Annotated in this window: 20 protein-coding genes, 1 other RNA gene and 1 pseudogene; 10 read left to right on the top strand and 12 right to left on the bottom strand. The window is 68.0% G+C overall.

What is annotated here, in order from left to right; all coding sequences use genetic code 11:
- Positions 1–138: 138 nt before the first annotated feature.
- Together FHT09_RS04930 and rraA are read right to left on the bottom strand one after the other, a co-directional pair.
- Positions 139–1776, bottom strand: a complete 1638-nt coding sequence (locus FHT09_RS04930) for a serine hydrolase (protein ID WP_104606142.1) — start codon at positions 1774–1776, stop codon at positions 139–141.
- Positions 1757–2257 (bottom strand): ribonuclease E activity regulator RraA, encoded by a 501-nt coding sequence (gene rraA / locus FHT09_RS04925; protein ID WP_104606155.1) that lies wholly within the window; start codon positions 2255–2257, stop codon positions 1757–1759. The genes FHT09_RS04930 and rraA overlap by 20 nt, the downstream gene beginning before the upstream one ends.
- A 275-nt stretch (positions 2258–2532) precedes the next feature.
- Between rraA and FHT09_RS04920 the strand changes: the two genes are divergently transcribed.
- Both FHT09_RS04920 and FHT09_RS04915 read left to right on the top strand, forming a co-directional pair.
- Positions 2533–3366, top strand: a complete 834-nt coding sequence (locus FHT09_RS04920) for a DUF72 domain-containing protein (RefSeq protein ID WP_104606141.1) — start codon at positions 2533–2535, stop codon at positions 3364–3366.
- Positions 3367–3403: 37 nt separating this feature from the next.
- Positions 3404–4351 carry a DMT family transporter gene (locus FHT09_RS04915; RefSeq protein ID WP_104606140.1) on the top strand — a complete coding sequence of 316 codons (948 nt, stop codon included), beginning with the start codon at positions 3404–3406 and terminating at the stop codon, positions 4349–4351.
- Positions 4352–4438: 87 nt separating this feature from the next.
- On the opposite strand, the gene FHT09_RS04910 is transcribed toward FHT09_RS04915, so the two are convergent.
- The 4 genes from FHT09_RS04910 to FHT09_RS04895 form a co-directional block, all read right to left on the bottom strand.
- Positions 4439–5509, bottom strand: a complete 1071-nt coding sequence (locus FHT09_RS04910) for a sensor domain-containing diguanylate cyclase (protein ID WP_104606139.1) — start codon at positions 5507–5509, stop codon at positions 4439–4441.
- A gap of 127 nt (positions 5510–5636) precedes the next feature.
- Entirely contained in the window at positions 5637–6359 is a 723-nt protein-coding gene (locus tag FHT09_RS04905; protein WP_104606138.1) for a pseudouridine synthase, read from the bottom strand.
- 48 nt (positions 6360–6407) lie between these two features.
- Entirely contained in the window at positions 6408–8813 is a 2406-nt protein-coding gene (locus FHT09_RS04900; protein ID WP_104606137.1) for an EAL domain-containing protein, read from the bottom strand.
- Between the two features lie 272 nt (positions 8814–9085).
- Positions 9086–11020, bottom strand: a complete 1935-nt coding sequence (locus tag FHT09_RS04895) for a DEAD/DEAH box helicase (RefSeq protein ID WP_104606136.1) — start codon at positions 11018–11020, stop codon at positions 9086–9088.
- 171 nt (positions 11021–11191) lie between these two features.
- Here FHT09_RS04895 and FHT09_RS04890 point away from each other — a divergent pair, with 171 nt between their 5' ends.
- The 4 genes from FHT09_RS04890 to FHT09_RS04875 all read left to right on the top strand — a co-directional run bounded on the left by FHT09_RS04890 (position 11192) and on the right by FHT09_RS04875 (position 13086).
- Positions 11192–11692, top strand: a complete 501-nt coding sequence (locus tag FHT09_RS04890) for a sigma-70 family RNA polymerase sigma factor (protein ID WP_104606135.1) — start codon at positions 11192–11194, stop codon at positions 11690–11692.
- A gap of 26 nt (positions 11693–11718) precedes the next feature.
- Positions 11719–12366: a hypothetical protein gene (locus FHT09_RS04885; protein ID WP_104606134.1), complete on the top strand. Its 648-nt coding sequence runs from the start codon at positions 11719–11721 to the stop codon at positions 12364–12366.
- 160 nt (positions 12367–12526) lie between these two features.
- Complete coding sequence (locus FHT09_RS04880) at positions 12527–12769, top strand: RNA-binding S4 domain-containing protein (protein ID WP_104606133.1); 243 nt, start codon at positions 12527–12529, stop codon at positions 12767–12769.
- Positions 12766–13086: a hypothetical protein gene (locus FHT09_RS04875; RefSeq protein WP_104606132.1), complete on the top strand. Its 321-nt coding sequence runs from the start codon at positions 12766–12768 to the stop codon at positions 13084–13086. Before FHT09_RS04880 ends, FHT09_RS04875 begins: the two co-directional genes overlap by 4 nt.
- Before the next feature lie 196 nt (positions 13087–13282).
- Here FHT09_RS04875 and ubiM read toward each other — a convergent pair whose 3' ends face one another.
- From ubiM to FHT09_RS04845, 6 genes are all read right to left on the bottom strand, one after another.
- A complete protein-coding gene (gene ubiM, locus FHT09_RS04870; RefSeq protein WP_104606154.1) occupies positions 13283–14461 on the bottom strand; it encodes a 5-demethoxyubiquinol-8 5-hydroxylase UbiM in 1179 nt (392 codons plus the stop codon).
- A 31-nt stretch (positions 14462–14492) separates the two neighbouring features.
- Positions 14493–14568: non-coding RNA, sX9 sRNA (locus FHT09_RS04865), on the bottom strand.
- A 202-nt stretch (positions 14569–14770) separates the two neighbouring features.
- On the bottom strand, positions 14771–15172 hold the full coding sequence (locus FHT09_RS04860; protein ID WP_184416868.1) for an MAPEG family protein: 402 nt from the start codon (positions 15170–15172) through the stop codon (positions 14771–14773).
- A gap of 25 nt (positions 15173–15197) precedes the next feature.
- Positions 15198–15707 (bottom strand): DUF4019 domain-containing protein, encoded by a 510-nt coding sequence (locus tag FHT09_RS04855; protein ID WP_104606130.1) that lies wholly within the window; start codon positions 15705–15707, stop codon positions 15198–15200.
- Between the two features lie 150 nt (positions 15708–15857).
- Entirely contained in the window at positions 15858–16106 is a 249-nt protein-coding gene (locus tag FHT09_RS04850) for a hypothetical protein (protein WP_104535854.1), read from the bottom strand.
- A 64-nt stretch (positions 16107–16170) separates the two neighbouring features.
- Positions 16171–17352 (bottom strand): hypothetical protein, encoded by a 1182-nt coding sequence (locus FHT09_RS04845; RefSeq protein WP_104606153.1) that lies wholly within the window; start codon positions 17350–17352, stop codon positions 16171–16173.
- 148 nt (positions 17353–17500) lie between these two features.
- Here FHT09_RS04845 and FHT09_RS04840 point away from each other — a divergent pair, with 148 nt between their 5' ends.
- The 4 genes and pseudogenes from FHT09_RS04840 to FHT09_RS04825 all read left to right on the top strand — a co-directional run.
- On the top strand, positions 17501–18964 hold the full coding sequence (locus tag FHT09_RS04840) for an AlkA N-terminal domain-containing protein (protein WP_104606129.1): 1464 nt from the start codon (positions 17501–17503) through the stop codon (positions 18962–18964).
- Positions 18961–19506, top strand: a complete 546-nt coding sequence (locus tag FHT09_RS04835; RefSeq protein WP_104606128.1) for a methylated-DNA--[protein]-cysteine S-methyltransferase — start codon at positions 18961–18963, stop codon at positions 19504–19506. Before FHT09_RS04840 ends, FHT09_RS04835 begins: the two co-directional genes overlap by 4 nt.
- A 36-nt stretch (positions 19507–19542) precedes the next feature.
- Positions 19543–20844: an ectonucleotide pyrophosphatase/phosphodiesterase gene (locus FHT09_RS04830; RefSeq protein ID WP_104606127.1), complete on the top strand. Its 1302-nt coding sequence runs from the start codon at positions 19543–19545 to the stop codon at positions 20842–20844.
- A gap of 43 nt (positions 20845–20887) precedes the next feature.
- A pseudogene (locus FHT09_RS04825) lies at positions 20888–22183 on the top strand (chloride channel protein); the annotation flags it as partial.
- Between the last annotated feature and the right edge of the window lie 249 nt (positions 22184–22432).

Here is a 22432-nt window from a genome sequence, read left to right as displayed (position 1 = left end):
CCCTCGCGGGTTGGCGGCGGGTTGGACCGACACCTCAATACCAGCCTCCGTGCGCACGGTGCCGGCGATGCGCCGCGGGCCATCAGCCACTGCATGCTCGGTGCCGTGGCGATGGCCTGCGGCAGCGCAGCCGACGCATCACTTCTGCGTCGGCTGCGCTGCCGCCACCGGCGTCAACACCAGATCCTGGAAATCGAAGCTGAAATCGGTCAACGGCGAGATTGCCTCCATCCGCATCTCACGTACCGTGCCATCCGGGGTCAGCGCAAAATTGACGAAGGCATCGGCATTCAGGGAGCGGTCGTCCCAGCGCACGATGAAGCTGTCGTGCTGCCAATGCTCCAGCGTGCCGACCAACTGCGGGGTCTTGGCGAACTGCATGCGCAGGCGCTTGCCGTCCTGACGGATCACCACATTGCCGTACCACGGGTCGCGATAGGTCGCCGCATAACCGCGCAGCGGCAGCGACGGCGTGGAGCGCGCTACGCGTGCGTCCAGATGCTTCTTCCAGCTGGTGTCCGCATCGCCCTCGGCCTTGCTCACGGCCTTGGAATAGGCAGCGGTCCAATCGGTGGCCGGCACCTGCAAGAACGCATCCAGCACCTGCAGGGTCACCGCATTGAAGGCCGCGCCGATCTCCTGATTTGTCAATACCACCACACCCAACTGTTGCTCGGGCACCAGCGTCAGCCGCGACACCATGCCCGGCCAGCCGCCGGTGTGCCACACCAGCCGATGGCCGCGGTAATCGCTCAGGCTCCAGCCCTCTCCGTAGCCGGAAAACTGGGGGCGGGCTGCCGCCAGCTCCGGCACGGCCGGGTCGGCAATCGCGATCGGCGTGATCATCGACCACATCTCCCGCTGCCGTTTGGCACTGAACAGCGGCGTGCCATCGGGCAGGACGCCGCCGGCCAGTTGCACGGTCATCCACAACGCCATGTCGTGCGCGCTGGAATAGATGCCGCCGGCACCGGAGTTGTTGGACCAGGTCAGCGGCGCGACCGTGCGCAGCTCGGCGAAGTCGTACTTGGCATGGCCCACGGCCGCGTTGTCGCCCGGCTGCAGATGATCGGCATTGAAGCGCGTGCCGCGCATGCCCACCGGGGCGAAGATGCGTTGCTGCAGAAACGCCGCATAGGTCTGCCCGGAGACCTGCTCGATCACCTTCTGCGCCACTGCGTACAGGATGTTGTCGTAGGCATAGCGATCGCGGAAACCGCCCTTCAACGGTACCTTGGACAGGCGCTGCACCACCTCGTCGGTGCTGTAGCTGGTGGTCGGCCAGAACAACAGATCGCCCGCACCCAGGCTCAAGCCGCTGCGGTGCGCGAGCAGATCGCGCAGACGCATCTCGCCGCTGACGTACGGGTCGGCCATGCGGAACCACGGCAGGTGGTCGATGACCTTGTCGTCGAGCGAGAGCTTGCCCTCGTCGGCCAGGATCGACAGCGATGCGGCAGTGAAGGCCTTGGTGTTGGAGGCGATCGCGAACAGCGTGTCGGCCTGCACCGGCGCAGGCTTGCCGATCTCGCGCACGCCGTAGCCGCGCTCCAGCACCACCTGCCCATCCTTGACGATGGCCACCGCAATGCCGGGTACGTCGAACTGCTTGCGCACGCGTTCCATCTGCGCGTCGAACTGCTGCATGCCGGCCGGAAGCTCGGCCGCCTGCGTCGTCGTCACCAAGCTTGCCAGCATCAGCACGCCCCCACTCAGCCATCGGTTCACGGTCACTGTCCCAAGTCCTCTGATTCGCTCAGGTCGATCCGCCGGCATTGTCCAGCGACAGCGGCAGCGGTGCCACCAATACGCCGTTGCCATCGGCATACAGCCAATGGCCCGGCACGAAGGCCACGCCGGCAAAATTCACCGGCACATCCACATCGCCCAGATCGCGGCGCTCGGTGCGGCGTGGGCAGGCGCCCAACGCCAGCACGCCCAGCGGCAGCGTGGCGAGGATCTCCACATCGCGCACGCAGCCGTGGATCAACACGCCGGCCCAGCCGTTGGCGACCGCCTGCATCGCGATCTGGTCGCCCAGCAGCGCGTGCTTCAACGAGCCCTGCCCGTCCACCACCAGCACGCGGCCGCCGCCAGGCGTGGAGGCCAGCTGGCGCACCCGCGAGTTGTCCTCGAAACAGCGCACGGTGACGATCGGCCCTGAGAACGCCGCACGTCCGCCATAGGAGCGGAACAACGGCTCGGCGATGCTCACCTCGGGGAAACGGTCACACAGATCGGGCGTGGTCCAGGTCATCGCTGCGGTCCGGAAGAGGCGATCTGCGATGGTAGCGGCATGGCCGCGTCCGTGTAAGCCGCCGATCGCCGGCTGGCCGGGCTGCGCCTGCATCGGTGTGCACAATACCTACATGCCGCCCCGCGCCAACAGCCGCGCCTGCCTGGCAGTGTGCGCGAGCGTCTTGGCAGCTGCCCCACTTCGCTGCGCAGCTGCGAGGCTATCATCTGGGCGGCCTGCTATATGTGCGCGTATCCGACATGCAGGGGGACGCTCACGCCAACGTGGAATCGCTCATGACCGATCTGTTCGCTGCCACCCCGCCCGCGCTCGATGGCATCCACGTCGGTATCGGCGGCTGGGTGTATGCGCCTTGGCGGGCGGGGATGTTCTATCCGCAAGGGCTGGTGCAGCGCCGCGAGCTGGAATACGCAAGCCGCCACGTCACCGCCATCGAGATCAACGGCACGTATTACGGAACGCAGAAACCGGCGACCTACGCGAAGTGGCGCGACCAGGTACCGCCCGGGTTCGTCTTCTCGGCCAAGGCACCGCGCCGCATCACCCAGTCGCGCAAACTGGCCGGCACGCAGCCGCAGGTGGACGACTTCATCGGCGGTATTGTCGAGCTCGGCGACACGCTGGGGCCGCTGGTGTGGCAGTTCGAACAAGGGCATCGGCTGCAGGCCGACGACCTGGACGCCTTTTTGTCGTTGCTGCCCAAACGCGCCGGCAAGCGCGTGCTGCGCCATGTGCTGGAAATCCGCGACCACGACGCGGTGGATGCGTCGCTGCTGGCACTGGTGCGCCGGCATGGAGTGGCCACGGTATTCACCGATTCGGACGAGCATCCGTCCTTTGCCGATCTGTCCACCGACTTCGTCTATGCACGCCTGATGCGCAGCCAGGCACGCCTGGCTGCCGGTTACCCGGCGCCGGCACTGGGGCAGTGGGCCGAGCGCATCCGGGCCTGGCAGCGCGGCGAGGATCCGGCGGATCTGCCGCATATCGACGCGTCGACGCACGTCGCGGCCATGCCGCGCGAGGTGTTCGTGTTTTTCATCAGTGCCGCCAAGGAGCGCAATCCGGCTGCGGCAATGGCGTTGTTGCAGCAATTGGGTTCGCGCTAGCACAGGCGTTGCGTCGCGTCTTCGGCGACAATGGCGCATGCCCACGACCGACCTGCGCAAGGCGCAACTGCAAATCCATTTCTGCGTCCTGCTCTGGGGCATCACCGCGATCCTGGGCAAGCTGATCACCCTGCCTGCGCTGCCACTGGTGTGGTGGCGCATGTTGATCGTGGTGGTGGCGCTGGCGCTGTTGCCGCGCGTGTGGCGTGGACTGCGCGGCTTGTCCGGGCGCGTGATGCTGGGCTATTGCGGCATCGGCGCGTTGGTGGCCCTGCACTGGCTGACCTTCTACGGCGCGATCAAGCTGGCCAATGCCTCGGTGGCCGCGACCTGCATTGCGCTGGCCCCGGTGTTCACCGCAGTGATCGAGCCATGGGTGACGCAGCGCCCTTTCCGCCCGCGCGAATTGCTGTTCGGCCTGGCGGTGCTGCCCGGCGTGGCCCTGGTGGTCGGCGGGGTGCCCGATGGCATGCGTGCCGGGGTGGTGGTCGGCGCGATTTCGGCGGTGTTCGTCGGCCTGTTCGGCTCGCTCAACAAGCGCATGGTGGCGCATGCCGACCCGCTCACCGTCACCGCGCTGGAACTGGGCGCCGGCACGCTGACCCTGACCGTGCTGGCGCCGGCCATGCCATTGGTGTTGCCGTCGCTGCATGGCGCGCTGCTGATCGTTCCCAGCCTGCACGACGGCGTCCTGCTGCTGGTGCTTTCGCTGGTTTGCACCTTGCTGCCATTTGCGCTGGCGCTGGTGGCACTGCGCCATCTCAGCGCCTACTCGGTGCAACTGGTGACCAATCTCGAACCGGTCTACGCCATCTTGCTGGCAATCGCCCTGCTCGGCGAGCAACGTGAGCTGACCCTGCAGTTCTATCTCGGCGTGGCGATCATTCTCGGCGCGGTGTTCCTGCATCCGGTGCTGGAACGCCGACGCAAGATCGTGCATCCGGAACTGCTCGGCACTGCCGAGGCGAAGAACATCGTCGACTGACCGCACGGCGCAACCAACAAACGCCACCGTCGCAGCGGCCCAGGCCGCGACCGGCCCTATCGATGACGCACCCGCGTGCGCACGCCCCTACCCCAACGCCACCACCTGGTCGCGCCCGCCACGCTTGGCCGCATACAGGGCCTGATCGGCACGCTTGATCACCGCCTCCACGCTTTCCTGCGGATGCAGCGTGGCCACGCCGATGCTCACCGTCACCGGCAGCGCGATCGTCATCACCGCCACGCTCTGGCGCAGGTATTCGCACTGCACCCGTGCCTGCAGCAAATCCACATTGGGCAGCAGCAGCACGAATTCCTCGCCGCCGTAACGCGCAATGGTGCCGGCACCGGCCACATGCGCGCGCAACAATGCCGACAGTTCGCGCAGCACCACATCGCCCTGGTCGTGCCCATGCACGTCGTTGACGGTCTTGAAGTGGTCCACGTCCAGCAACGCCACCGACAACGGCTGGCCTGCCGCACGTGTCTGTTCCATGGCCGCAGCCAAGGCCACTGCAAACGCGCGTCGATTGGGCAAGCCGGTCAGCGGATCGGTACGGGTCTGCTCGACCAGATCGGCATTCAACGCATCCATTTGCGCGTAGTAACCGGCCAGTTGCTGCTCGTACCATTCGCGCTCATGCAGTTGCTGGCGCAGGCGCTTGCCGGCCAGACGCAGTTCCAGCAGATGCGCGGCCTGGCGCGACAATGCCTGCAAGGCGGCGCGCTGCTCGTCGCGCAGATGCGCCGGCGTCTGGTCGAAGACACATAACGAGCCCAGCGCCATGCCCGCGCTGGTCACCAACGGCGCGCCGGCGTAGAAGCGCACCGCAGAGCTGCCGGTCACCATCGGGTTGTCGTGGAAGCGCGGGGCGAGCAAGGTGTCGTCGACCATCATCACTTCGTCCGGGCGCAGGATCGCATGCGCGCAGAACGAGATGTCGCGCGATGCTTCGCCGCGCGGTGCGCCATGTGCGGACTTGAACCATTGCCGCTGTTCGTCCACCAGCACCACCGCCGCCATCTGCGTCTCGCACAGCGTGGACGCAATCATGGTGAGGTCGTCGAAGGCACGTTCGGGCGGCGAATCCAGCACCTCGTACTGACGCAGCGCTGCGAGCCGCTCGGCTTCGTTGTCCGGCAATGTCGGTTTGATCACTCTGCCCGCTCCCCAGCTGGCTGTCAGCGTCGGAAAGTATGACCGAGCCGGCCATGCGCGGCCATCGGCTTGCACATGCGCAGCCGACGCACCGTGCCGCTGGTTCAGCCCGGTGCGCCCGTACAGCTCACCAGTCGGTGCGCTGCGGCAGCAATCCGCGCAATTCCGCATCGCTGAGATTGCGCCACTGCCCGGGCTTGAGCGCGGCCAGCTTGATGTTGTCGATGCGCACCCGGCGCAGCTGGGTCACGCGGTAGCCGAATTCGGCGGACATCAGGCGGATCTGCCGATTCAAACCCTGCTCCAACACGATGCGGAAGCCGAACTTGGCGATGCGCGCGGTGCGGCACGGCAACGTGGTCTCGTTGTGGATGCGCACGCCGCGCGCCATGCCACGCAGGAATTCGTCGGTGACCGGCTTGTTGACCGCCACCAGATATTCCTTCTGGTGGCGATTTTCCGCGCGCAGGATCTCGTTGACGATGTTGCCGTTGCTGGTCATCAGGATCAGCCCCTCGGACTCCTTGTCGAGCCGGCCGACCGGGAAGATGCGCTGCTCGTGGCCGACGAAATCGACGATATTGCCCTTGACCGAACTCTCGGTGGTACAGGTGATGCCCACCGGCTTGTTGAGCGCGATGTAGACATGCTTGCGGCCACCGGGCTTGCCGGCGGCGCGCGTGCGCAGCGGCTGGCCGTCCACCAGCACGGTGTCGTCCTCGCCCACCACCGCACCGGTGCCGGCAGCCACACCATTGACGGTGACCCGGCGTTCGCCGATCAGGCGATCGGCCTCGCGGCGGGAGCAGAAGCCGGTTTCGGCGATGTATTTGTTGAGTCGGGTCGTCATCGGCCGATTATCGGCGATTTGGAGCGGCGCGCGTGCACCAATCTGCGATCAGGACAGCGCCAACAGCGGCTGGCCGGCATGCAGCAGTTCGTCCAGCGGGCATGGACGATGCAGGCTGAAACCCTGCACCTGGCCGACACCGGCCTCGCGCAGACCGGGAATGTCCGCCTCCGACTCCACGCCCTCGGCCACCACTTCGATCCCCAGCGCCAGGCCTACCTGCGCGATCGAATGCACTGCCGCACGGTCCACCGCGTCATGCGCGTAATTGCGCACGAAGCCGCAATCGATCTTGAGAACATCCACGGTGAATTGCTTGAGATAGCCGAACGAGGCCAGGCCGCTGCCGAAATCGTCCAGCGCCACATGGCAGCCGCGCGCGCGCACGCTCTGCACGAAGCGCTGCGCATGCTCCAGATCGCCGATGACGGCGGTCTCGGTGATTTCCATGCACAGCTTGGGCACCAGTCCTGGGTAGCGTTCGAACACGGACCACACGAAATCGAGAAAGTCCGGCTGCGCGATCGACTGTGCAGACAGATTGACGTGGCACAGGTCCAGCATGGCCACATGCATCGGATTGGCCGCCAGCTGCGCGCACAGCGTTTCCAGCACATGCACATCGACCATGCGTCCCAGGCCGTAGCGCTCCACCGCAGGCAGAAATTCGCCCGGACTCAGCACCCGCCCGTCGCGCGCGCGCATGCGCACCAGCACTTCGTACTGCAGGCGTTGCGGATCGCTCAACACCTGAATCTTCTGCGCATACAACAGCAGGCGGTCTTCGGCGAGCGCTTGCTGCACCGCGCTGATCCAGCCGCCGTCGTGTCGGCGCCGTGCCAGGGCCAGATCGCTTTCGCCGAAACAGCGGATCCGGTTGCGCCCCTCTTCCTTGGCCGCATAGCAGGCCAGATCGGCGGCGGTCATCAAGGCATTGACGTCGCTGGCGCCCTGGCGGATTTCCACCACGCCGAAGCTGCAACTCGGCGTCAGCGGCCGTCCACCCCGATGGCTCCACGGCTGGCCCAGCACCGCATGCATGCGCTCGAGCAGGGTCCGCGCCTGCACCAGATCGGTATTGGCCAGCAGGATCGCAAATTCGTCGCCACCCAGCCGCCCCAGCCAGTCGCCGGAGCGCAACTGCATGGTGATCACGTCGGCGAAGTGGCACAGGAATTTATCGCCCACCGCATGCCCGAAGGTGTCGTTGACCAGCTTGAAGTGATCCAGGTCGACGAAACACAGCGCATGGCACAGCTGCGGCGATTGCGGCGGCTCGATCAGGCGAAATAGCCGGCGTTCGATCTCGCGGCGGTTGATCAGGCCGGTCAAGGCATCGTGACGCGCGTGGAAGGCGACTTCGTCGGCCAGCTCGTGCGCATGCGAGACGTCTTCGATCACCGCCAGTACCAGGGTCGGCTCCTCCGGACCGGGCTCCACCAGCGACGCGCTCCAGCGCCCCCACATCACCCCCCCATCGGCGCGCAGAAAGCGTCGCTCGCCGGTCTGCAGCAGCGTCGGCCAGTCGACCAGGCCGCGGCTGTCCAGCGCGATGTCGTCCGGATGCATCACCTCGGCCAGCGTGCAGGTCTGCAGTTCCTCCGGCCGGTAGCGCAGGATGTTGGCCATCGCGGCATTGGCGTCGAGCACGCGGCCGCGCAGGTCGAACTTGACCATGCCCAGCGCCGCCTGCTGGAACGCGGTGCGAAAGCGTCCCTCGTGCGAGAGCAGATAATTGCGGATGCGGCGCATCGCCAGCACGCAGGTGGTCAGCACCAGCAACAAGGTCGCCAGGCTGCAGGTCACCATCACATCGTGCAGCAGCCGTGCGCAATGGACCAGCAGCGCCTGGAACTGCGCCGCATCGTTGCGCATGCGGCCGTCGAGCAGATGCAGCTCGTCGCGCAAGGCCTGCAACGCGCGCGGATCCGGCCGGCTGGTGGCCTGCACGGATGCGGCCCGGTCGGCCAGGGCGCTCAGCTGCGACAGGTCGGCATCGGTGTGTTTCCATATCGCGATGGCATCGCCCAGATACGGAAGGACATGGCCGTAGCGATACAGCCGCACCATTTGCGGCATGTCCTCACGGGCATTGCGGCCGGCGGCCAGCCCGGTATATACCGCAGTCCGGTCGATCACCGGCTGCTCGACCGCCTCGCGTGCCGCGCGGTCGCCGAGCGGCACGTCCAGTGCGCGGCAGGCGGCCTGCAGGTCGGCCGGATCGCCGCTACCCAGATAGCGCTCCAGCCAGTATGCCGACTCCTGCTGGGCATTGGACCAGTGGCTCTGGCCGACGATCCAGGCCATTGCCCCGGACTGGATCTCGATCACCAGCGCCGAGAGCGCCGCCATGCTGACGGCCATGCCGATCAACAAGGCCAAGGGAAGCGTCAGCCAGCCGCGCATCAGGTGCATGGTCCGCCTATTGCTCTTGCCGCCCGCCTTCTGCGCCATTGTCTTCCTCGACCCCTGCCGCCGCCCAATGCGATTGATGCGCCCGGTGGGCGCCTGAAGGCAGTAACGGCCGCAACGGCGCAGGCTGTATGGCAGCGCCCGCTTGGCCGCGATCGAGGCAGGAACTTAGCCCGGCTAACGCGATGCCACCGGCAATCTCCGCCATGTCGGCACGTGACGCCTGCCTGCCGATATGCACCAACTGGCATAACGACTGCAGCGACCGGCCGCGTGGGCCGGACGACCGCACGCAACCGGATTGTCAGCGGCGCTTACTCGCCGCGGGGCTTGGGCGGGCCCTTGCGATGCGGCGCGCCGGCGCGGTCCATCGGACGGTTCGGGCCATTCGGGCGGCCGGACGGCCTGCCCCCCCGCGGGAAGCGCGGCTTGGACGGCGATGCGGCCGCCTCGCCTTCTTCCAGCTTGCGCATGTTGAGCTGCTGGCCGGACACCCAGACCTTCTTCAGGTGCGTCAGCAGCTCGCGCGGCATGTCGGCCGGCAGGTCCAGGATCGAATAGTCGTCCTGGATGTCGATACGGCCGATGTAGCGGCTTTCCAGGCCGGCTTCGTTGGCGATCGCGCCGACGATGTTGGCCGGTTTCACGCCGTGGGTGTGGCCCACTTCGATGCGGTAGCTCTCCATGCCGAACTCCGGCTCGCCACGCGGGGCAACCGGATCGCGACGCGGACGCTCGGCGCCCGCGCCGTCATCGCCAAACGCCGGACGTTCCGCACGCGGCGGGCGTGCAGCGCGCTCGCCATCGGCACGCGGGCCACGTTCGAACTTCGGCTCGAAGCGCGGACGCTCTCCACGATCGCTGCGGTCGCCGCGCTCGTTGCGCTCGCGCGGTGCGAATTCCTCGCGCGCGCCACGCACCGGCGGGGTCAGCAAAAACGGCGCATCGCCCTGCAGCAACTTGGCCATCGCCGCGGCGATATCGATTGCCGGCACGTTGTTCTCGCCCTCGTAGCGCTGCAGCAGATCGCGATACATGTCGATCTGGCCACCGGCCAGGGTCTCGGTGATGCGGGTCATGAAACGTGCCACGCGGGTATCGTTGACCGCATCCACGCTCGGCAGCTGCATTTCTTCGATCGGCTGACGGGTGGCGCGCTCGATCGAGCGCAGCATGCCCTTTTCGCGCGGGGTGACGAACAGGATCGCGTCGCCGTTGCGGCCGGCACGGCCGGTACGGCCGATGCGGTGCACGTAGCTTTCGGTGTCGTACGGGATGTCGTAGTTCAGCACATGGCTGACCCGCTCCACGTCCAGGCCGCGCGCTGCCACGTCGGTGGCGACCAGGATGTCGAGCTTGCCGTCCTTGAGCTGGGCGATGGTCTTCTCGCGGGCGGCCTGCTGCATGTCGCCATTGATGGCCGCCGCGGCCATGCCGCGTGCCTGCAGCTTCTGCGCCAGCTCTTCGGTGGCGGCCTTGGTGCGCGCGAAGATGATCATGCCGTCGAACGGCTCGACCTCCAGGATGCGGGTCAGCGCGTCCAGCTTGTGCAGGCCGCTCACCCACCAGTAGCGCTGGCGGATATTGGCCGAGGTGGTGGTCTTGGCCGCGATGGTGACTTCGGCCGGGTCCTTCAAATAGGTCTGTGCGATGCGACGGATCGCCGGCGGCATGGTCGCCGAGAACAGCGCCACCTGGCGCTTCTCCGGCAACTTCTTCAGCACCGCTTCGACGTCGTCGATGAAGCCCATGCGCAGCATTTCGTCGGCTTCGTCCAGCACCAGCGTCTTGAGCTGGGACAGGTCGAGCGTGCCGCGATCCAGGTGATCGATCACGCGGCCTGGAGTGCCGACCACCACATGCACGCCGCGCTTGAGCGCGCTCAGCTGCTGTGCGTAGGGCTGGCCGCCGTAGACCGGCAGCACGCGGAAGCCGGGAATGGCCTCGGCATATTTCTGGAACGCCTCGGCGACCTGGATGGCCAGCTCGCGGGTCGGGGCCAGCACCAGCGCCTGCGGCTTGAGCTGGTTGAGGTCGGCATTGGACAGCACCGGCAGCGCGAACGCGGCGGTCTTGCCGGTGCCGGTCTGCGCCTGGCCGAGCACGTCGCGACCGGACAGCAGCGCAGGAATGGTGGCGGCCTGGATCGGCGACGGCGACTCGTAACCGACGGCGGCAACCGCCTTCATCACAGCGTCTGAGAGGCCGAGGTCTGCAAACAGCAGCGGCGCGGGAGATTCTTGGGTCATTGGGTAACTCCGGAGGCGCCGCACGGAGCCGGCAGGCGCAAAGCAGCATAGTGTGCGCCCTGAGGCCCCCTGCTGTCGAAATTTCCGTGACAGTCCATTCAGGTTGTGAGGATCCGCCCGCTGCGGCGAACCATCTCCTGACCCTTGTCATCCACCCACCCGGCCGGAGCCATGTCCCTGGAAACAGACCTGCACACCCGCTTCAACGCCTTGCTGCAGCGGCACCGCGGCATCGTCCTGAAGGTCGCGGCCAGCTATTGCTGGAATCCGGACGACCGCGCCGAGCTGGCGCAAGACATCACCGTGCAGTTATGGCGCGCGTTCCCCGGCTACGACGCCGGCCGGCGCTTTTCCACCTGGATGTATCGCATTGCCTTGAACGTGGCGATCAGCGATCTGCGCGGCCGCAGCCGCGCGCCGCAGGACCCGCTCCCGCTGGAGGCGGTGGCCGACAGCATCGCCGACCCGCTGGCGCGCGACCCGGCACACGCGCAGCAGGTCGCCGCGCTCCAAGGCTTCATCGCCCACCTGCCACCGCTGGAACGCGCCTTGATGCTGCTGTACCTGGACGCGCACAGCTACCGCGAGATCGGCGAGGTGCTCGGCATCAGCGAGACCAATGTCGCTACGAAACTCAGCCGCCTCAAGGCGCGCATCCGCGCCGAACTCTGACCACCCACTCGCCCAAGGAACATTCGATGGAACTCGACGACATGCAACGCGCCTGGCACGCGATGGAACACCGCCTGGATCAGCACAGCACGCAGATCGCCCACATCATCGGCGAGGTACGTGGCCATGCGGCGCGCACCAGCCTACGCCCGCTGTGGCTGAGCCAATCCGCGCAATTGTTGTGCGCCGTGGCGCTGCACGTCGTGATCGCGCGCAGCTGGCTTGCCCACACCGATCAGGTTGCGGCCATCATCGGCGGCGTGCTGCTGCAGCTGTGGAGCATTGCACTGGCGATCTCCGCACTACGGCAGCTGCAGCTGCTGGCGCAACTGGACTTTGCCGGACCGCTGCTGCCGACGCAGCGCGCACTCGCCCAGTTGCGGCACTGGCGCACACGGGTGGCCCCGTGGCTGGGCGTGGCGTTCTGGGTGCTGTGGGTGGCCGTGGCGGACGCCGGCTGGCGCAGGCTGACCGGCCTGACCCTGCCGCACGACTGGCTGCTGCTCAATCTGCTGGTGGGCGTGCTCGGCGGCATCGGCACCTGGCTCGGCTATCGACGGCTGCAGCGCAGGCGCCATCCGTGGCTGGAGCGCATCGACAACGCGCATGCCGGGCCCGGCGTCGTGCGTGCCGAAAGCATGCTGGAGGAGATTGCACGTTTTCGACGCGAATGACCGGGCCGACGCCGCGCCGCGACTCCCGCGTGATGGATGCCGGCAGTGCGCCGGCATAGCGGTGCTGTAACGACTCCAATCGCCGGCGCTGCATTTGGCACGGTGGTGTTGTCGGCTGCGACGGGCGGATAATCCCGGTCTTCCTGTCACCGAGCGCACCATGCAATTTCTGGAATTCGACCTGGACGGCGAGTACATCGAACTCAACCAGTTGCTCAAGCTGGCCGGTATTGCCGACAGCGGTGGGCAGGGCAAGGCGATCGTCGCCAGCGGCGCGGTCAGCGTCGATGGCGTGCAGGAACTGCGCAAGACCGCCAAGATCCGCCCCGGCCAGCGCGTGCAACTGGACGATGTGGAGATCCGCGTGCTGGCGCTGGACCCTGATGCGGAGCCAGAAGAATGAGCGTGGTGGAAGTCAGCTGGCGCAACAACGCGCCCTCGGCTGAAGACCCGGACCACGATGTCTATATTTTCTCGATCGACGCCGATTCACCCACGCCATTCTGGTTCGAGCAGTCGATCCGTGGCGGTCACGCCGAGCGTGGCGGTTGCAGCATGCTGGCCTTGCACGAACTGGAAGGCTGGCGCGGCGATTGGCGCGCAGACGTGACCAAGGCCGGCTGCGCCTGGGTGATTCCACTGCTGGAACAGGCCCTGCGCAGCGGCGATGCGCGCACCGCGATCGATGCGATTCTTGCGCGGATAAACGCGCCGGCCTGATGGCCGCGTGCCCGACTGCGGCGCGCCTGATGACAGCCGAGCCGACCGAGCCCACCCGATTGCCGCACGAGCACCTGCGAACGGGCCGCCGACCGCCTTGCCCGCCCACGCGTCGAACAGCGTTGCAGGCCAGTGCGCATGAGGAACACAGCGCAGCGCTGCACGCACTGCGCCTCCCCGCTCCCACGTCGATAGGTCAAACGCTGCGCTGGGTCAGATGCGCCGCGATCGCCTGCTTGAACGGCGCCACCGCATGCGCCGCGCGCAAGGCACCACGTCGCAGCAGGCGGGCCGGCGCACGGTCGTCGGTGTACAGCGCGGCCAGTGCATTGGTCGCTTCGTAGAGCGGTCGCGTCGCCAGCCGGTGCGCCCGCTCGTACCCCTGCAGCAACGCCGCAGCACCGATGTCGCGCCCGGCGGCGGCAGCGGCGCACACACGCTCGGCCAGGCGCGCCTGGCTCTGCAATCCGAAATTGAAGCCATGCGCAGTGACCGGGTGCATACCCACCGCGGCATCGCCGATCAGCGCGGCACGCCCGGCGATAAAGCGTTGCGCATAGGCCGCCACCAGCGGATAGGCATGCCGGCTGCCGTCCTGCTGCATCGGCCCGAGCCGATGCTCGAACGCCTCGGTCACCGCAGCACTGAAGTCCGCCGCCTCCATCGCCAGCAACGCCTCCACCTGTCGCGGCGGCAGGGTCAGCACTGCGCCGGCCCGATTGCCCTGCAGCGGCAACAACGCCAGCGTCTTGCCGTAGCCAAACCACTCCCAGGCGGCATGCCGGTGCGGCAGCGCATGCCGCATCCGGCACACCAGCATGGTCTTGCCGAAATCCCGCAGCTGCGCGCCGATGCCGAGCAGGCGCCGGGTGCTGGAAAAGCGGCTGTCGGCCGCCACCAGCAGGCGCGCCGACACGGTTTCCCCATCGGATAACTGCAGCACCACGCGGCCGCGCTCCTGCTGCACGGCCTGCAGCGTGCAGGCGCAGCGGATCTCCAACGCAGCTTGCGCCTGCACCGCCTGCCAGGCCGCGCGACGGATCAGATGATTGGGCACCAGCCAGCCCAGATCGCCGGCACCACGCGCCGAGGCGGCAAAGGTCAGTGCGAAGTGCGAATGCCCGTCCATGACGCGTGCGTCGCGCAGCGGCGAGATCGCATCGGCGGGAAACTGCTGCCAGATGCGCAGTTGCTCCAGCAATGCACGCGAGGCATGGGTCAGCGCGATTTCGCGTCCGTCGAAGGCCGGCTCGGCCAGCTGCGTGCGCGGCTGCTGGTCGACCACCAGCACCGACAGGCCACTGCCGGCCAACGACCGCGCAAAACACAGGCCGACCGGCCCGGCACCAATGACTGCGATATCCACCGATTGCATGCCGCTCTCCTTCACCGCCGATACCTAGAGAAGCTAACAAAACGCGGCGTGCAGCGGTCAGGTGGATAGGATCGGCGCGGAGAAACCGGACTATACGCCTGGCCCGTGCCGCACCAAGCACGCCCGCCTGGCGCTGAGCGCGGCAGTCTTGATAGTGGTCGTGAGTCTAGCGGCAGTGGTGTCGGCCGGACTTGATCAAGATCAAGCAGCGACCGGAACAGTGGCCCACCGCAGTCGCGGGCGCGCAACTTATCGCTGCGTTTTCTCAGTCATGACACCACCGGCTGCGCGCACGCAGTCTGGCGCACGTCACCAGCCCAGCAACGCCCGCACCAGTTTGACGATGCCCCACAACGACACCACCCAGATTGCGCTACGCAGATAGGGAATGCCTGCCGCATACGCCGGCACGTAAGCCACGCGCGCCCATAGATACAGCTGCACGCCCAGGGCAGTGTCTGCACCGGTACGGCCGGCGATGCTCACCGCCAGTACCGCAGCGGCGAAGATGGGGAACGTCTCCTGATAATTGCGGAAGGCACGATCCAGCCGCGCGGCGACGCCGGTCAACGGCTTGGGCTCGCCATCGCGCGCGCTGGCGTTCCACTTGGTCCCGCGCTGGGCGGTCATGCTGGCCGAGGCGGCCAGCAGTTGCACCAGACCGAGCACCATGGCCCAGCCCAGCATCTGCAGTTCGATCGTCAGTTCCACGTTGGTCTCCCGATGAGCCGCAGCATCACTTGACCGACGCGCGCAGGCTGTAACCGGCGAGCCGCCAGGTCTTGTCTTCGTCCAGACGGAACGACACCAGCTCGCGCACCGGCTGCTGCGCCTTGGCGAAACGGGTCGGGAAGCTGACGTTGATGTACAGGCCTTCGGGCACCTGCGCGCCGGCGGCGTATTTGACCCGCGTCACCGAGCCCTGCCCGCGCCCGACCACCGGCCCCAGGCGCGCGCGCTCTGCGCCGATCTGGGTCACGAAGACATCGCGTTTGACCGCAGTCTTGGCCACGCTGGATGCGCCATCCCACAGCGAGGCCACCTGGTTGGCATCGACCATCTGCGCCACCCGCAATGCCGCCTGGGTCATCTCGGTATTCTGTTTGACCAGTTGCGCCTGCTGCGCCGGGCTGGGCGCGGGTGCCGCCTGGGGAGCTGCGGCCGGACGTGCAACGGTCTGCGGCTGTTGTGCCAGGACCAACGAGGGAGCCAACAGCAGCGCGGCAAACAGACGAGGACGGAACATGGGGCAGATGACCTTGTGCGTAGCAAACGGATGGGAACCACCGCAGGGTTCGCGGCGGGTGCGGCAGTTTAAGACCTGCGCTGCATATTGAGGTGAGTGTGCAGCGACGCGTGAGCCGGGTGCCGGAAACGCACGCCTGTCACTCGAAAATCAGATGTCGCCGCCCGGCGGAACCGCCGCGACACCGCGCGGTCGCCATAGTCGCCAGCTGATCCACAGCGCGCGGACGACGGCCACGATCAAAGCCACCAGGCTTAGCCATACCGCCAGCGTCGCCGGCCACTGCACCTGCCTGGCCGCAGCGATCATCTGCAGCAGTTCGGCCACGCCAAATCCGGCCAGCACCAGCAGCGCCGATGGCAGATATGCCAGCGCTACGCCTTTCGTCTTTCCAAGCATGCCGCCCCCCGGCTCCGTGATATGCCGCGACCATAGGCAGCCGGCAGTGCGGTGCGTGTGAAGCTCAGCCCTCGCCCTGGGCGGGCTCCGACGCGGGCTCGGCAGCCGACTCTGCCGCCGGTGCCGCGGTTGGCGCTGCGGCGGACATTCCCGGCTCTGCCTCGGTCGCCGCCGCGGCCTGCGGCGCGGCGCTGGCCGGCAGCGCGGCGGCATCGGTTTCGGCCAGCGGGCTTTCTTCCGGGCAGGCCGCATCCGGGAAGCCGAAGCGCTGCTTCAAGGCCAGGCCGCAGGCGTTGACCGCCTCCAGATCGGCGCCCTCGCCCTTGCAGCGCTGATCGAAGGCGACCAGAAACGCGTCCTTGCGGCGCACAAAGGCATCGCCGCACTTGCGCATCTGGCGGATGCGCTCCAGGTCGTCCTGCACCGCGTTGGTGCCATCCAGCCCGTACTCGCGCAGCTCGTCCATCGTCAGCAGGCGCAGGCTGCGGTTTGGCACGGTCATCATCAGGTCGGCCACCGCCACGGCCACGCCGTTGCGCTCCAGATAATCCTTGACGTTGCCATAGACCTCGCGCAACTCGCGATTGAGTTCCGCGCGCGAGGTGGCCTTGGAACTGATCCGCATCATGCGGTGGATGCCGACCTTGCCGGCCACCAGCCGGTTGTCGCCTGCGGCCAGCACGAACACGCAGGCGCTGTGGCAGATCGAGCCTTCGCGCACCCAGATGGTCCAGTTGGATTCGCCGATGACATCGCCGGCGCGAATCGCCGCTTCCACCTGCCCGCCGCTGGAATCCAGATCCAGGATGCGATGCGGCAACTGCAGCTGCTCGGCCACTGCGGCCAGCCGCCACACCAATGCGGCGAAGCCGGCGTTGATCTTGCCGGCATAGCGCACCCGCAGCAGGCCGGTGTCCCGGCACGGCGCCAGCGCCGCCTCCACGCTGGCCCGGTCCAGCGCCGGCAGCAACGTGCCGTCGCCGGCTTCGCTGCTGTAATCGGTGGCGCAACTGATCCAGGCCTTGCCCGCGTCCAGCTCCGCCTGCGGCCAGCCGGCCTCGCCAGCCTGTGCACGCGGCCGCGGCGGCGGCGCCGGCTCGGGCGTATCCACCGACACCATATGGTCGCCATCGCCCTGCCCCGCGCCGCTCTGCTGCGTCGCGGCGGCATCGGCCGAGGTACCGGTGCGGTCGCAGGCCGCCAGCGCCAGCACGCATGAAAGGGACAGGCAGAGCAGTTTCAGCATGATGTCAGGCAACAGACCGCGACGGAGATCACCCTCAGTCTATGGCTGAATGGGCGAAGCGTTTGACCCTGCCATGAACGCACAGGCCCGGCGCAGCCCTGTCCGAAAACGGCCAGCCGACGCCGGGGCGAGCGCATAGACTGGCGCCATGCAGACCGCCACGCCCGACCGACTCCAATGCGACCGCGCCCGTCTGGCGCGCGACGCACGCTTCGACGGGCTGTTCTTCACCGCGGTGCGCAGCACCGGCATCTACTGCCGCCCGGTCTGTCCGGCGCCCCCGCCCAAGCCGGGCAACATCAGCTATTACCCCAGCGCGGCGGCAGCCAGTGCCGCCGGCTACCGCCCCTGCCTGCGCTGCCGCCCCGAGCTGTCGCCGCAGGCGCAGCAGCACCTGGGCGAGGAGAGCGTGCAGCGCGCACTGGCGATGATTGCCGACGGCGCCCTGCTGGAGCAGCCGGTGCAGACCCTGGCCGACGCGGTGGGCCTGAGCGCGCGCCAGTTGCAGCGGCAGTTCGTACAGCAGCTCGGTGCCACCCCGATCCAGGTGCACGGCACGCGCCGGCTGCTGCTGGCCAAGCAGTTGCTGACCGAGACCGCATTGCCGGTCACCGAGGTCGCGCTGGCGGCCGGCTTCAACAGCCTGCGCCGCTTCAATGCCGCGTTCCTGGAAGGCTGCGGGATGCCGCCGTCGGCGCTGCGCAAGCAGCGTGCCGAGGTGCCCGGTGGCGAGTTGACCCTGCGCCTGGGCTATCGCCCGCCGCTGGATCTGCCGGCGATGCTGGCATTTCTGCAGCGCCGCGCGATTCCCGGCATCGAGCAGGTCGACGCCAGCGGCTACCGGCGCGTGATCGGCACACCGGGCAACGCGACGCTGATCGAGGTCGGCGCGGCACCGCAGCGTGCGGAGTTGTTGCTGCGCATCGGTGCGACCGACCCGCGGCAGATTCCGCAGATCGTGCGGCGGGTACGCCGGCTGTTCGACCTGGATGCGGATCTGCAGGCGGTGCACGCCACGCTGGCGGCCGAGCCGCTGCTGGCCGAGGCGATCGCGCGCCGTCCCGGCCTGCGCGTGCCGGGCGGCTGGGACGGCTTCGAAGTGGCCGTGCGCGCCGTGCTGGGCCAGCAGATCAGCGTGGCCGGCGCGGCGACGCTGGCGGCGCGGCTGGTCGATCGGCATGGCGGCCATCATGGGGAGATGCCGCCCGGCCTGGACCGCATCTTTCCGACCCCGGTACAGCTGGCCGAGGCGCCGCTGGAACAACTGGGGCTACCGCGGGCGCGCGCCGCCACGCTGCGTGCGCTGGCCTCGGCGTGCGCGCAAGGGCGGCTGCATTTCGGCGCCGGCCAGCGCCTGCCCGAGTTCGTCGCCGCCTGCACCGCGTTGCCCGGCATCGGGCCGTGGACCGCACACTACGTCGCCATGCGTGCGCTGTCGCATCCGGACGCGTTTCCGGCCGGCGACCTGATCCTGCAGCAGGTGCTCGGCACGCCCGGGCGCCTGAGCGCGCGTGCCACCGAGGCGCGCTCGCAGGCCTGGCGGCCGTGGCGCGCCTACGCCGTATTGCACCTGTGGCATCTCGCTGTCGATCGCAAGGACACCCGCTCATGAGCACGTTGTATTACGACACCTTCCCTTCGCCGATCGGCGCGCTCAGCGTGGCCGCCGATGCTGCCGGCGTGCACCACATCCTGTTTGCGCAGAACCGCTACGACGCGATCGGCCGCGCGCGTTGGCAGCACGACCCCGATGCGCCGCTGGTGCGCGAGGCACGGGAGCAATTGCTCGACTATCTGCACGGCGGGCGGCGCAGCTTCGATCTGCCATTGGCCCCGACCGGCACGCCGTTTCAGCTGCAGGTCTGGCATACGCTGGCGCAGATTCCGTTCGGGCAGACCTGGAGCTATGCGCAACTCGCGCATGCGGTGGGACGCCCGGCCGCCAGCCGCGCGGTTGGCGCTGCCAATGGACGCAATCCGTTACCGATCGTGCTGCCCTGCCACCGTGTGATCGGCGCCAATGGCGCGCTGATCGGCTTCGGCGGCGGCCTGCCGACCAAGCAGGCCTTGTTGCAGCTGGAAGGCTGGTCGCCGCGCCAGAGCGCAGCTGCCGACGATCTGTTCGCCGCATCTTCCGCAGCCGGCGGGCGCTGACTTCGCGGCGTCATTGTGAGGCCGTAAACTTGGGCGATGATCGATCGACGTTTTCTGTTCGCCGCAACCGCGCTCGCGCTGCTCGCGGCCTGTACTTCTCGCCCCCCTTCGCACAGTACGCCAGCGCCCGCCCCTGCGGCGCCCGCGTCGGCAGACGCACCGCACAGCGATTTGCCGCACAGCGTGCTGCTGATCTCCATCGACGGGCTGCGCGCGGACATGCTCGATCGCGGCATTACACCGAATCTGTCGCAGCTGGCGCACGACGGCGTACGTGCGCGCTGGATGACGCCGTCGTACCCGTCGCTGACCTTCCCCAATCACTACACCCTGGTCACCGGCCTGCGCCCGGATCACCATGGCATCGTGCATAACAGCATGCGCGATGCGACGCTGGGCGGCTTCTGGCTGAGCAAGCAGGACGCGGTCGGCGATGCGCGCTGGTGGGGCGGCGAGCCGCTGTGGGTGGGTGCGGAAACGCACGGCCTGCATGCCGCGACCTGGTCCTGGCCCGGCAGCGAGGCGGCGATCGGTGGCGTGCGCCCCACGCGTTGGCGCCACTACGAAAAAGGCAGCGGTCTGGACGCGCGCGTGGACGAAGTGCGGGGCTGGCTGGCCGCGTCCGGCGCCGCCAGCAACCGCCTGGTCACGCTGTACTTCGAACACGTGGACGAAGCCGGCCACGACCACGGCCCGGAGTCGCGCGAATATGCCGACAACGTGCGTGCGGTGGATGGCGCGATCGGCCGGCTGCTGGCCGGCATGCAGCGCGACGGCACGCGCGCGCGCACCAATATCGTTGTGGTCTCCGACCACGGCATGGCCGAGGTGGCGCCCGGGCATGCGATCAGCGTGGACGACATGGCGCGGCCGGACATCGCCACTGCCGTGACCGACGGGCAGGTGATCGGCTTTTCGCCATTGCCGGGACAGCAGGCCCGCGCCGAAGCTGGCCTGCTCGGTGCGCATGCGCAGTACGACTGCTGGCGCAAGCCGGAGCTGCCGGCACGCTGGCACTACGGCACGCATCCGCGCATTCCGCCGATCGTGTGCCAGATGCACGAAGGCTGGGATGCACTGTTCCCGGACAAACTGGCCAAGCGCCCGCGCGATCAGATGCGCGGTTCGCACGGCTTCGATCCGGCGCTGCCCTCGATGCGTGCAGTGTTCCTGGCGCAGGGCCCGGACCTGGCGCAGGGCAAGACATTGCCGGGTTTCGACAATGTCGATGTGTATGCGCTGATGACCCGGCTGTTGGGCATTCCCGCCGCCCCCAACGATGGCAATCCCGCCACGTTGCTGCCGGCCTTGCGCGCGCCGCCGGCTGCCACACACTGAGTGACGCGTCGCGGCCGCGCTGCGTCGATGCGACAATCGCGCCATGCCTGCTCCTGCCCCCTCGCCGCGCCGGCTCCGGCTGCGGCCGTTGTTGTCCAGCGAAGGCTGGCGTCGTCGCGCCGCACTCTGGGGTGGCGCGATTGCAGTGGCGCTGGTGGCGATCGTGTTCGCCAAGGCCAGCGACGCCGCCTTCCAGTTGTTTCAGCGCATCACCGCGCATTCGATCTGGTGGGCGCTGCTGCTGACGCCGGGCATCTTCGCCCTGCTGGCCTGGCTCACCTCCGGCGCAATGCGGCCCACGCGTGGCAGCGGCATCCCGCAGGTCATCGCGGCACTGGAACATGACGACGCGGCATTCCGCCAGACCAATCTGTCGCTGCGCGTGTCGCTCGGCAAGCTCGCCCTGACCACCTTGTCGCTGCTCGGTGGCGCCTCGGTGGGACGCGAAGGCCCGACCGTGCATGTCGGCGCCAGCCTGATGCATGTGTTCGGGCGCTGGTTCGGGTTTCACGATCCGCGCGAGCTCTCGCATTTTCTGCTTGCCGGCGGCGCTGCCGGTATCGCCGCGGCGTTCAACACACCGCTGGCCGGGGTGGTGTTTGCGATCGAGGAATTGAGCGGGCGCTTCGAGCACCGCTTCTCCGGCACCTTGCTGACCGCGGTGATCGTCGGCGGCGTGGTGTCGCTGGGTCTGTTGGGTAACTACACCTACTTCGGCAAGCTGGCGGTGGCCTTGCCGCTGGGCCAGGCGTGGCTGGCGATCGCGCTGTGCGGTAGCGTAGCTGGCCTGCTCGGCGGCATCTTCGCGCGCCTGGTGCTGGCCAGTGCCGGCGGCAAACCGCGCTGGCTGGCGACGCTGCGCCGGCGCCAGCCGGTGCTGCTGGCCGCGCTGTGCGGGGTGCTGCTGGTCGGCCTGGCACTGCTGTTCGGGCAAGGCGCGTTCGGCACCGGGTACGAGCAGGCGCGCAGCCTGGTGCAGGGCCAGGCGGTGGTCGGCCACGAATTCGGACTGATGAAGCTGGTGGCCAATCTGGTCTCGTACCTGGCCGGCATTCCGGGCGGGCTGTTCTCGCCAGCGCTGGCGGTGGGCGCCGGCATCGGCCACAACCTGTCGGTGCTGATGCCGGGCGTGGACCCGCGTACCTTCGTGCTGCTGGGCATGTGCGCGTACCTGACCGGCGTGACCCAGGCGCCGTTGACCTCGGCGGTGATCTCGCTGGAACTGACCGACACCCGCCAGATGCTGTTGCCGATCCTGGCCACCGTGCTGATCGCGCGCGCCGTGTCTGCGCTGGTGTGCAAGACGCCGCTCTATCGTGGCCTGGCCGAACAGTTGCTGGCGCCGACGCCGACACACCCACCGACCGCTGCGGCGACGCACTGACCACCCCACGCGGGAAAGCGGCGCAGGGCCGGTGGACCGCACGGTGCAGATGCCGGCCATGCCACCGCAGACTCCGGATGGCGCTGTGACGCCCTGCGCCAACGGAACGCCAGCGGCGCGCGCCTTGCCGGTTAGACGCCAGCCGGTGGCGGCCCGGCTGGTGGGGCAAGCACTGCATTACGCGTCTGCGCCGATGCCAGGCAT

The organism is Xanthomonas sp. CFBP 8152, assembly GCF_014199025.1.
Taxonomy (GTDB): Bacteria; Pseudomonadota; Gammaproteobacteria; order Xanthomonadales; family Xanthomonadaceae; genus Xanthomonas; species Xanthomonas arboricola_B.
The sequence above is the reverse complement of the archived record's forward strand: the minus strand, read 5'-3'. Positions and strand labels throughout refer to the sequence as shown.

Excerpts from the sequence above, each read along its gene's own strand:
- FHT09_RS04930 (WP_104606142.1), bottom strand. The coding sequence starts at position 1,776 with ATGCCGGCGGATCGACCTGAGCGAATCAGAGGACTTGGGACAGTGACC.
- rraA (WP_104606155.1), bottom strand. The coding sequence starts at position 2,257 with ATGACCTGGACCACGCCCGATCTGTGTGACCGTTTCCCCGAGGTGAGC.
- FHT09_RS04920 (WP_104606141.1), top strand. The coding sequence starts at position 2,533 with ATGACCGATCTGTTCGCTGCCACCCCGCCCGCGCTCGATGGCATCCAC.
- FHT09_RS04915 (WP_104606140.1), top strand. The coding sequence starts at position 3,404 with ATGCCCACGACCGACCTGCGCAAGGCGCAACTGCAAATCCATTTCTGC.
- FHT09_RS04905 (WP_104606138.1), bottom strand. The coding sequence starts at position 6,359 with ATGACGACCCGACTCAACAAATACATCGCCGAAACCGGCTTCTGCTCC.
- FHT09_RS04900 (WP_104606137.1), bottom strand. The coding sequence starts at position 8,813 with ATGGCGCAGAAGGCGGGCGGCAAGAGCAATAGGCGGACCATGCACCTG.
- FHT09_RS04895 (WP_104606136.1), bottom strand. The coding sequence starts at position 11,020 with ATGACCCAAGAATCTCCCGCGCCGCTGCTGTTTGCAGACCTCGGCCTC.
- FHT09_RS04890 (WP_104606135.1), top strand. The coding sequence starts at position 11,192 with ATGTCCCTGGAAACAGACCTGCACACCCGCTTCAACGCCTTGCTGCAG.
- FHT09_RS04885 (WP_104606134.1), top strand. The coding sequence starts at position 11,719 with ATGGAACTCGACGACATGCAACGCGCCTGGCACGCGATGGAACACCGC.
- FHT09_RS04880 (WP_104606133.1), top strand. The coding sequence starts at position 12,527 with ATGCAATTTCTGGAATTCGACCTGGACGGCGAGTACATCGAACTCAAC.
- FHT09_RS04875 (WP_104606132.1), top strand. The coding sequence starts at position 12,766 with ATGAGCGTGGTGGAAGTCAGCTGGCGCAACAACGCGCCCTCGGCTGAA.
- ubiM (WP_104606154.1), bottom strand. The coding sequence starts at position 14,461 with ATGCAATCGGTGGATATCGCAGTCATTGGTGCCGGGCCGGTCGGCCTG.
- FHT09_RS04855 (WP_104606130.1), bottom strand. The coding sequence starts at position 15,707 with ATGTTCCGTCCTCGTCTGTTTGCCGCGCTGCTGTTGGCTCCCTCGTTG.
- FHT09_RS04850 (WP_104535854.1), bottom strand. The coding sequence starts at position 16,106 with ATGCTTGGAAAGACGAAAGGCGTAGCGCTGGCATATCTGCCATCGGCG.
- FHT09_RS04845 (WP_104606153.1), bottom strand. The coding sequence starts at position 17,352 with ATGCTGAAACTGCTCTGCCTGTCCCTTTCATGCGTGCTGGCGCTGGCG.
- FHT09_RS04840 (WP_104606129.1), top strand. The coding sequence starts at position 17,501 with ATGCAGACCGCCACGCCCGACCGACTCCAATGCGACCGCGCCCGTCTG.
- FHT09_RS04835 (WP_104606128.1), top strand. The coding sequence starts at position 18,961 with ATGAGCACGTTGTATTACGACACCTTCCCTTCGCCGATCGGCGCGCTC.
- FHT09_RS04830 (WP_104606127.1), top strand. The coding sequence starts at position 19,543 with ATGATCGATCGACGTTTTCTGTTCGCCGCAACCGCGCTCGCGCTGCTC.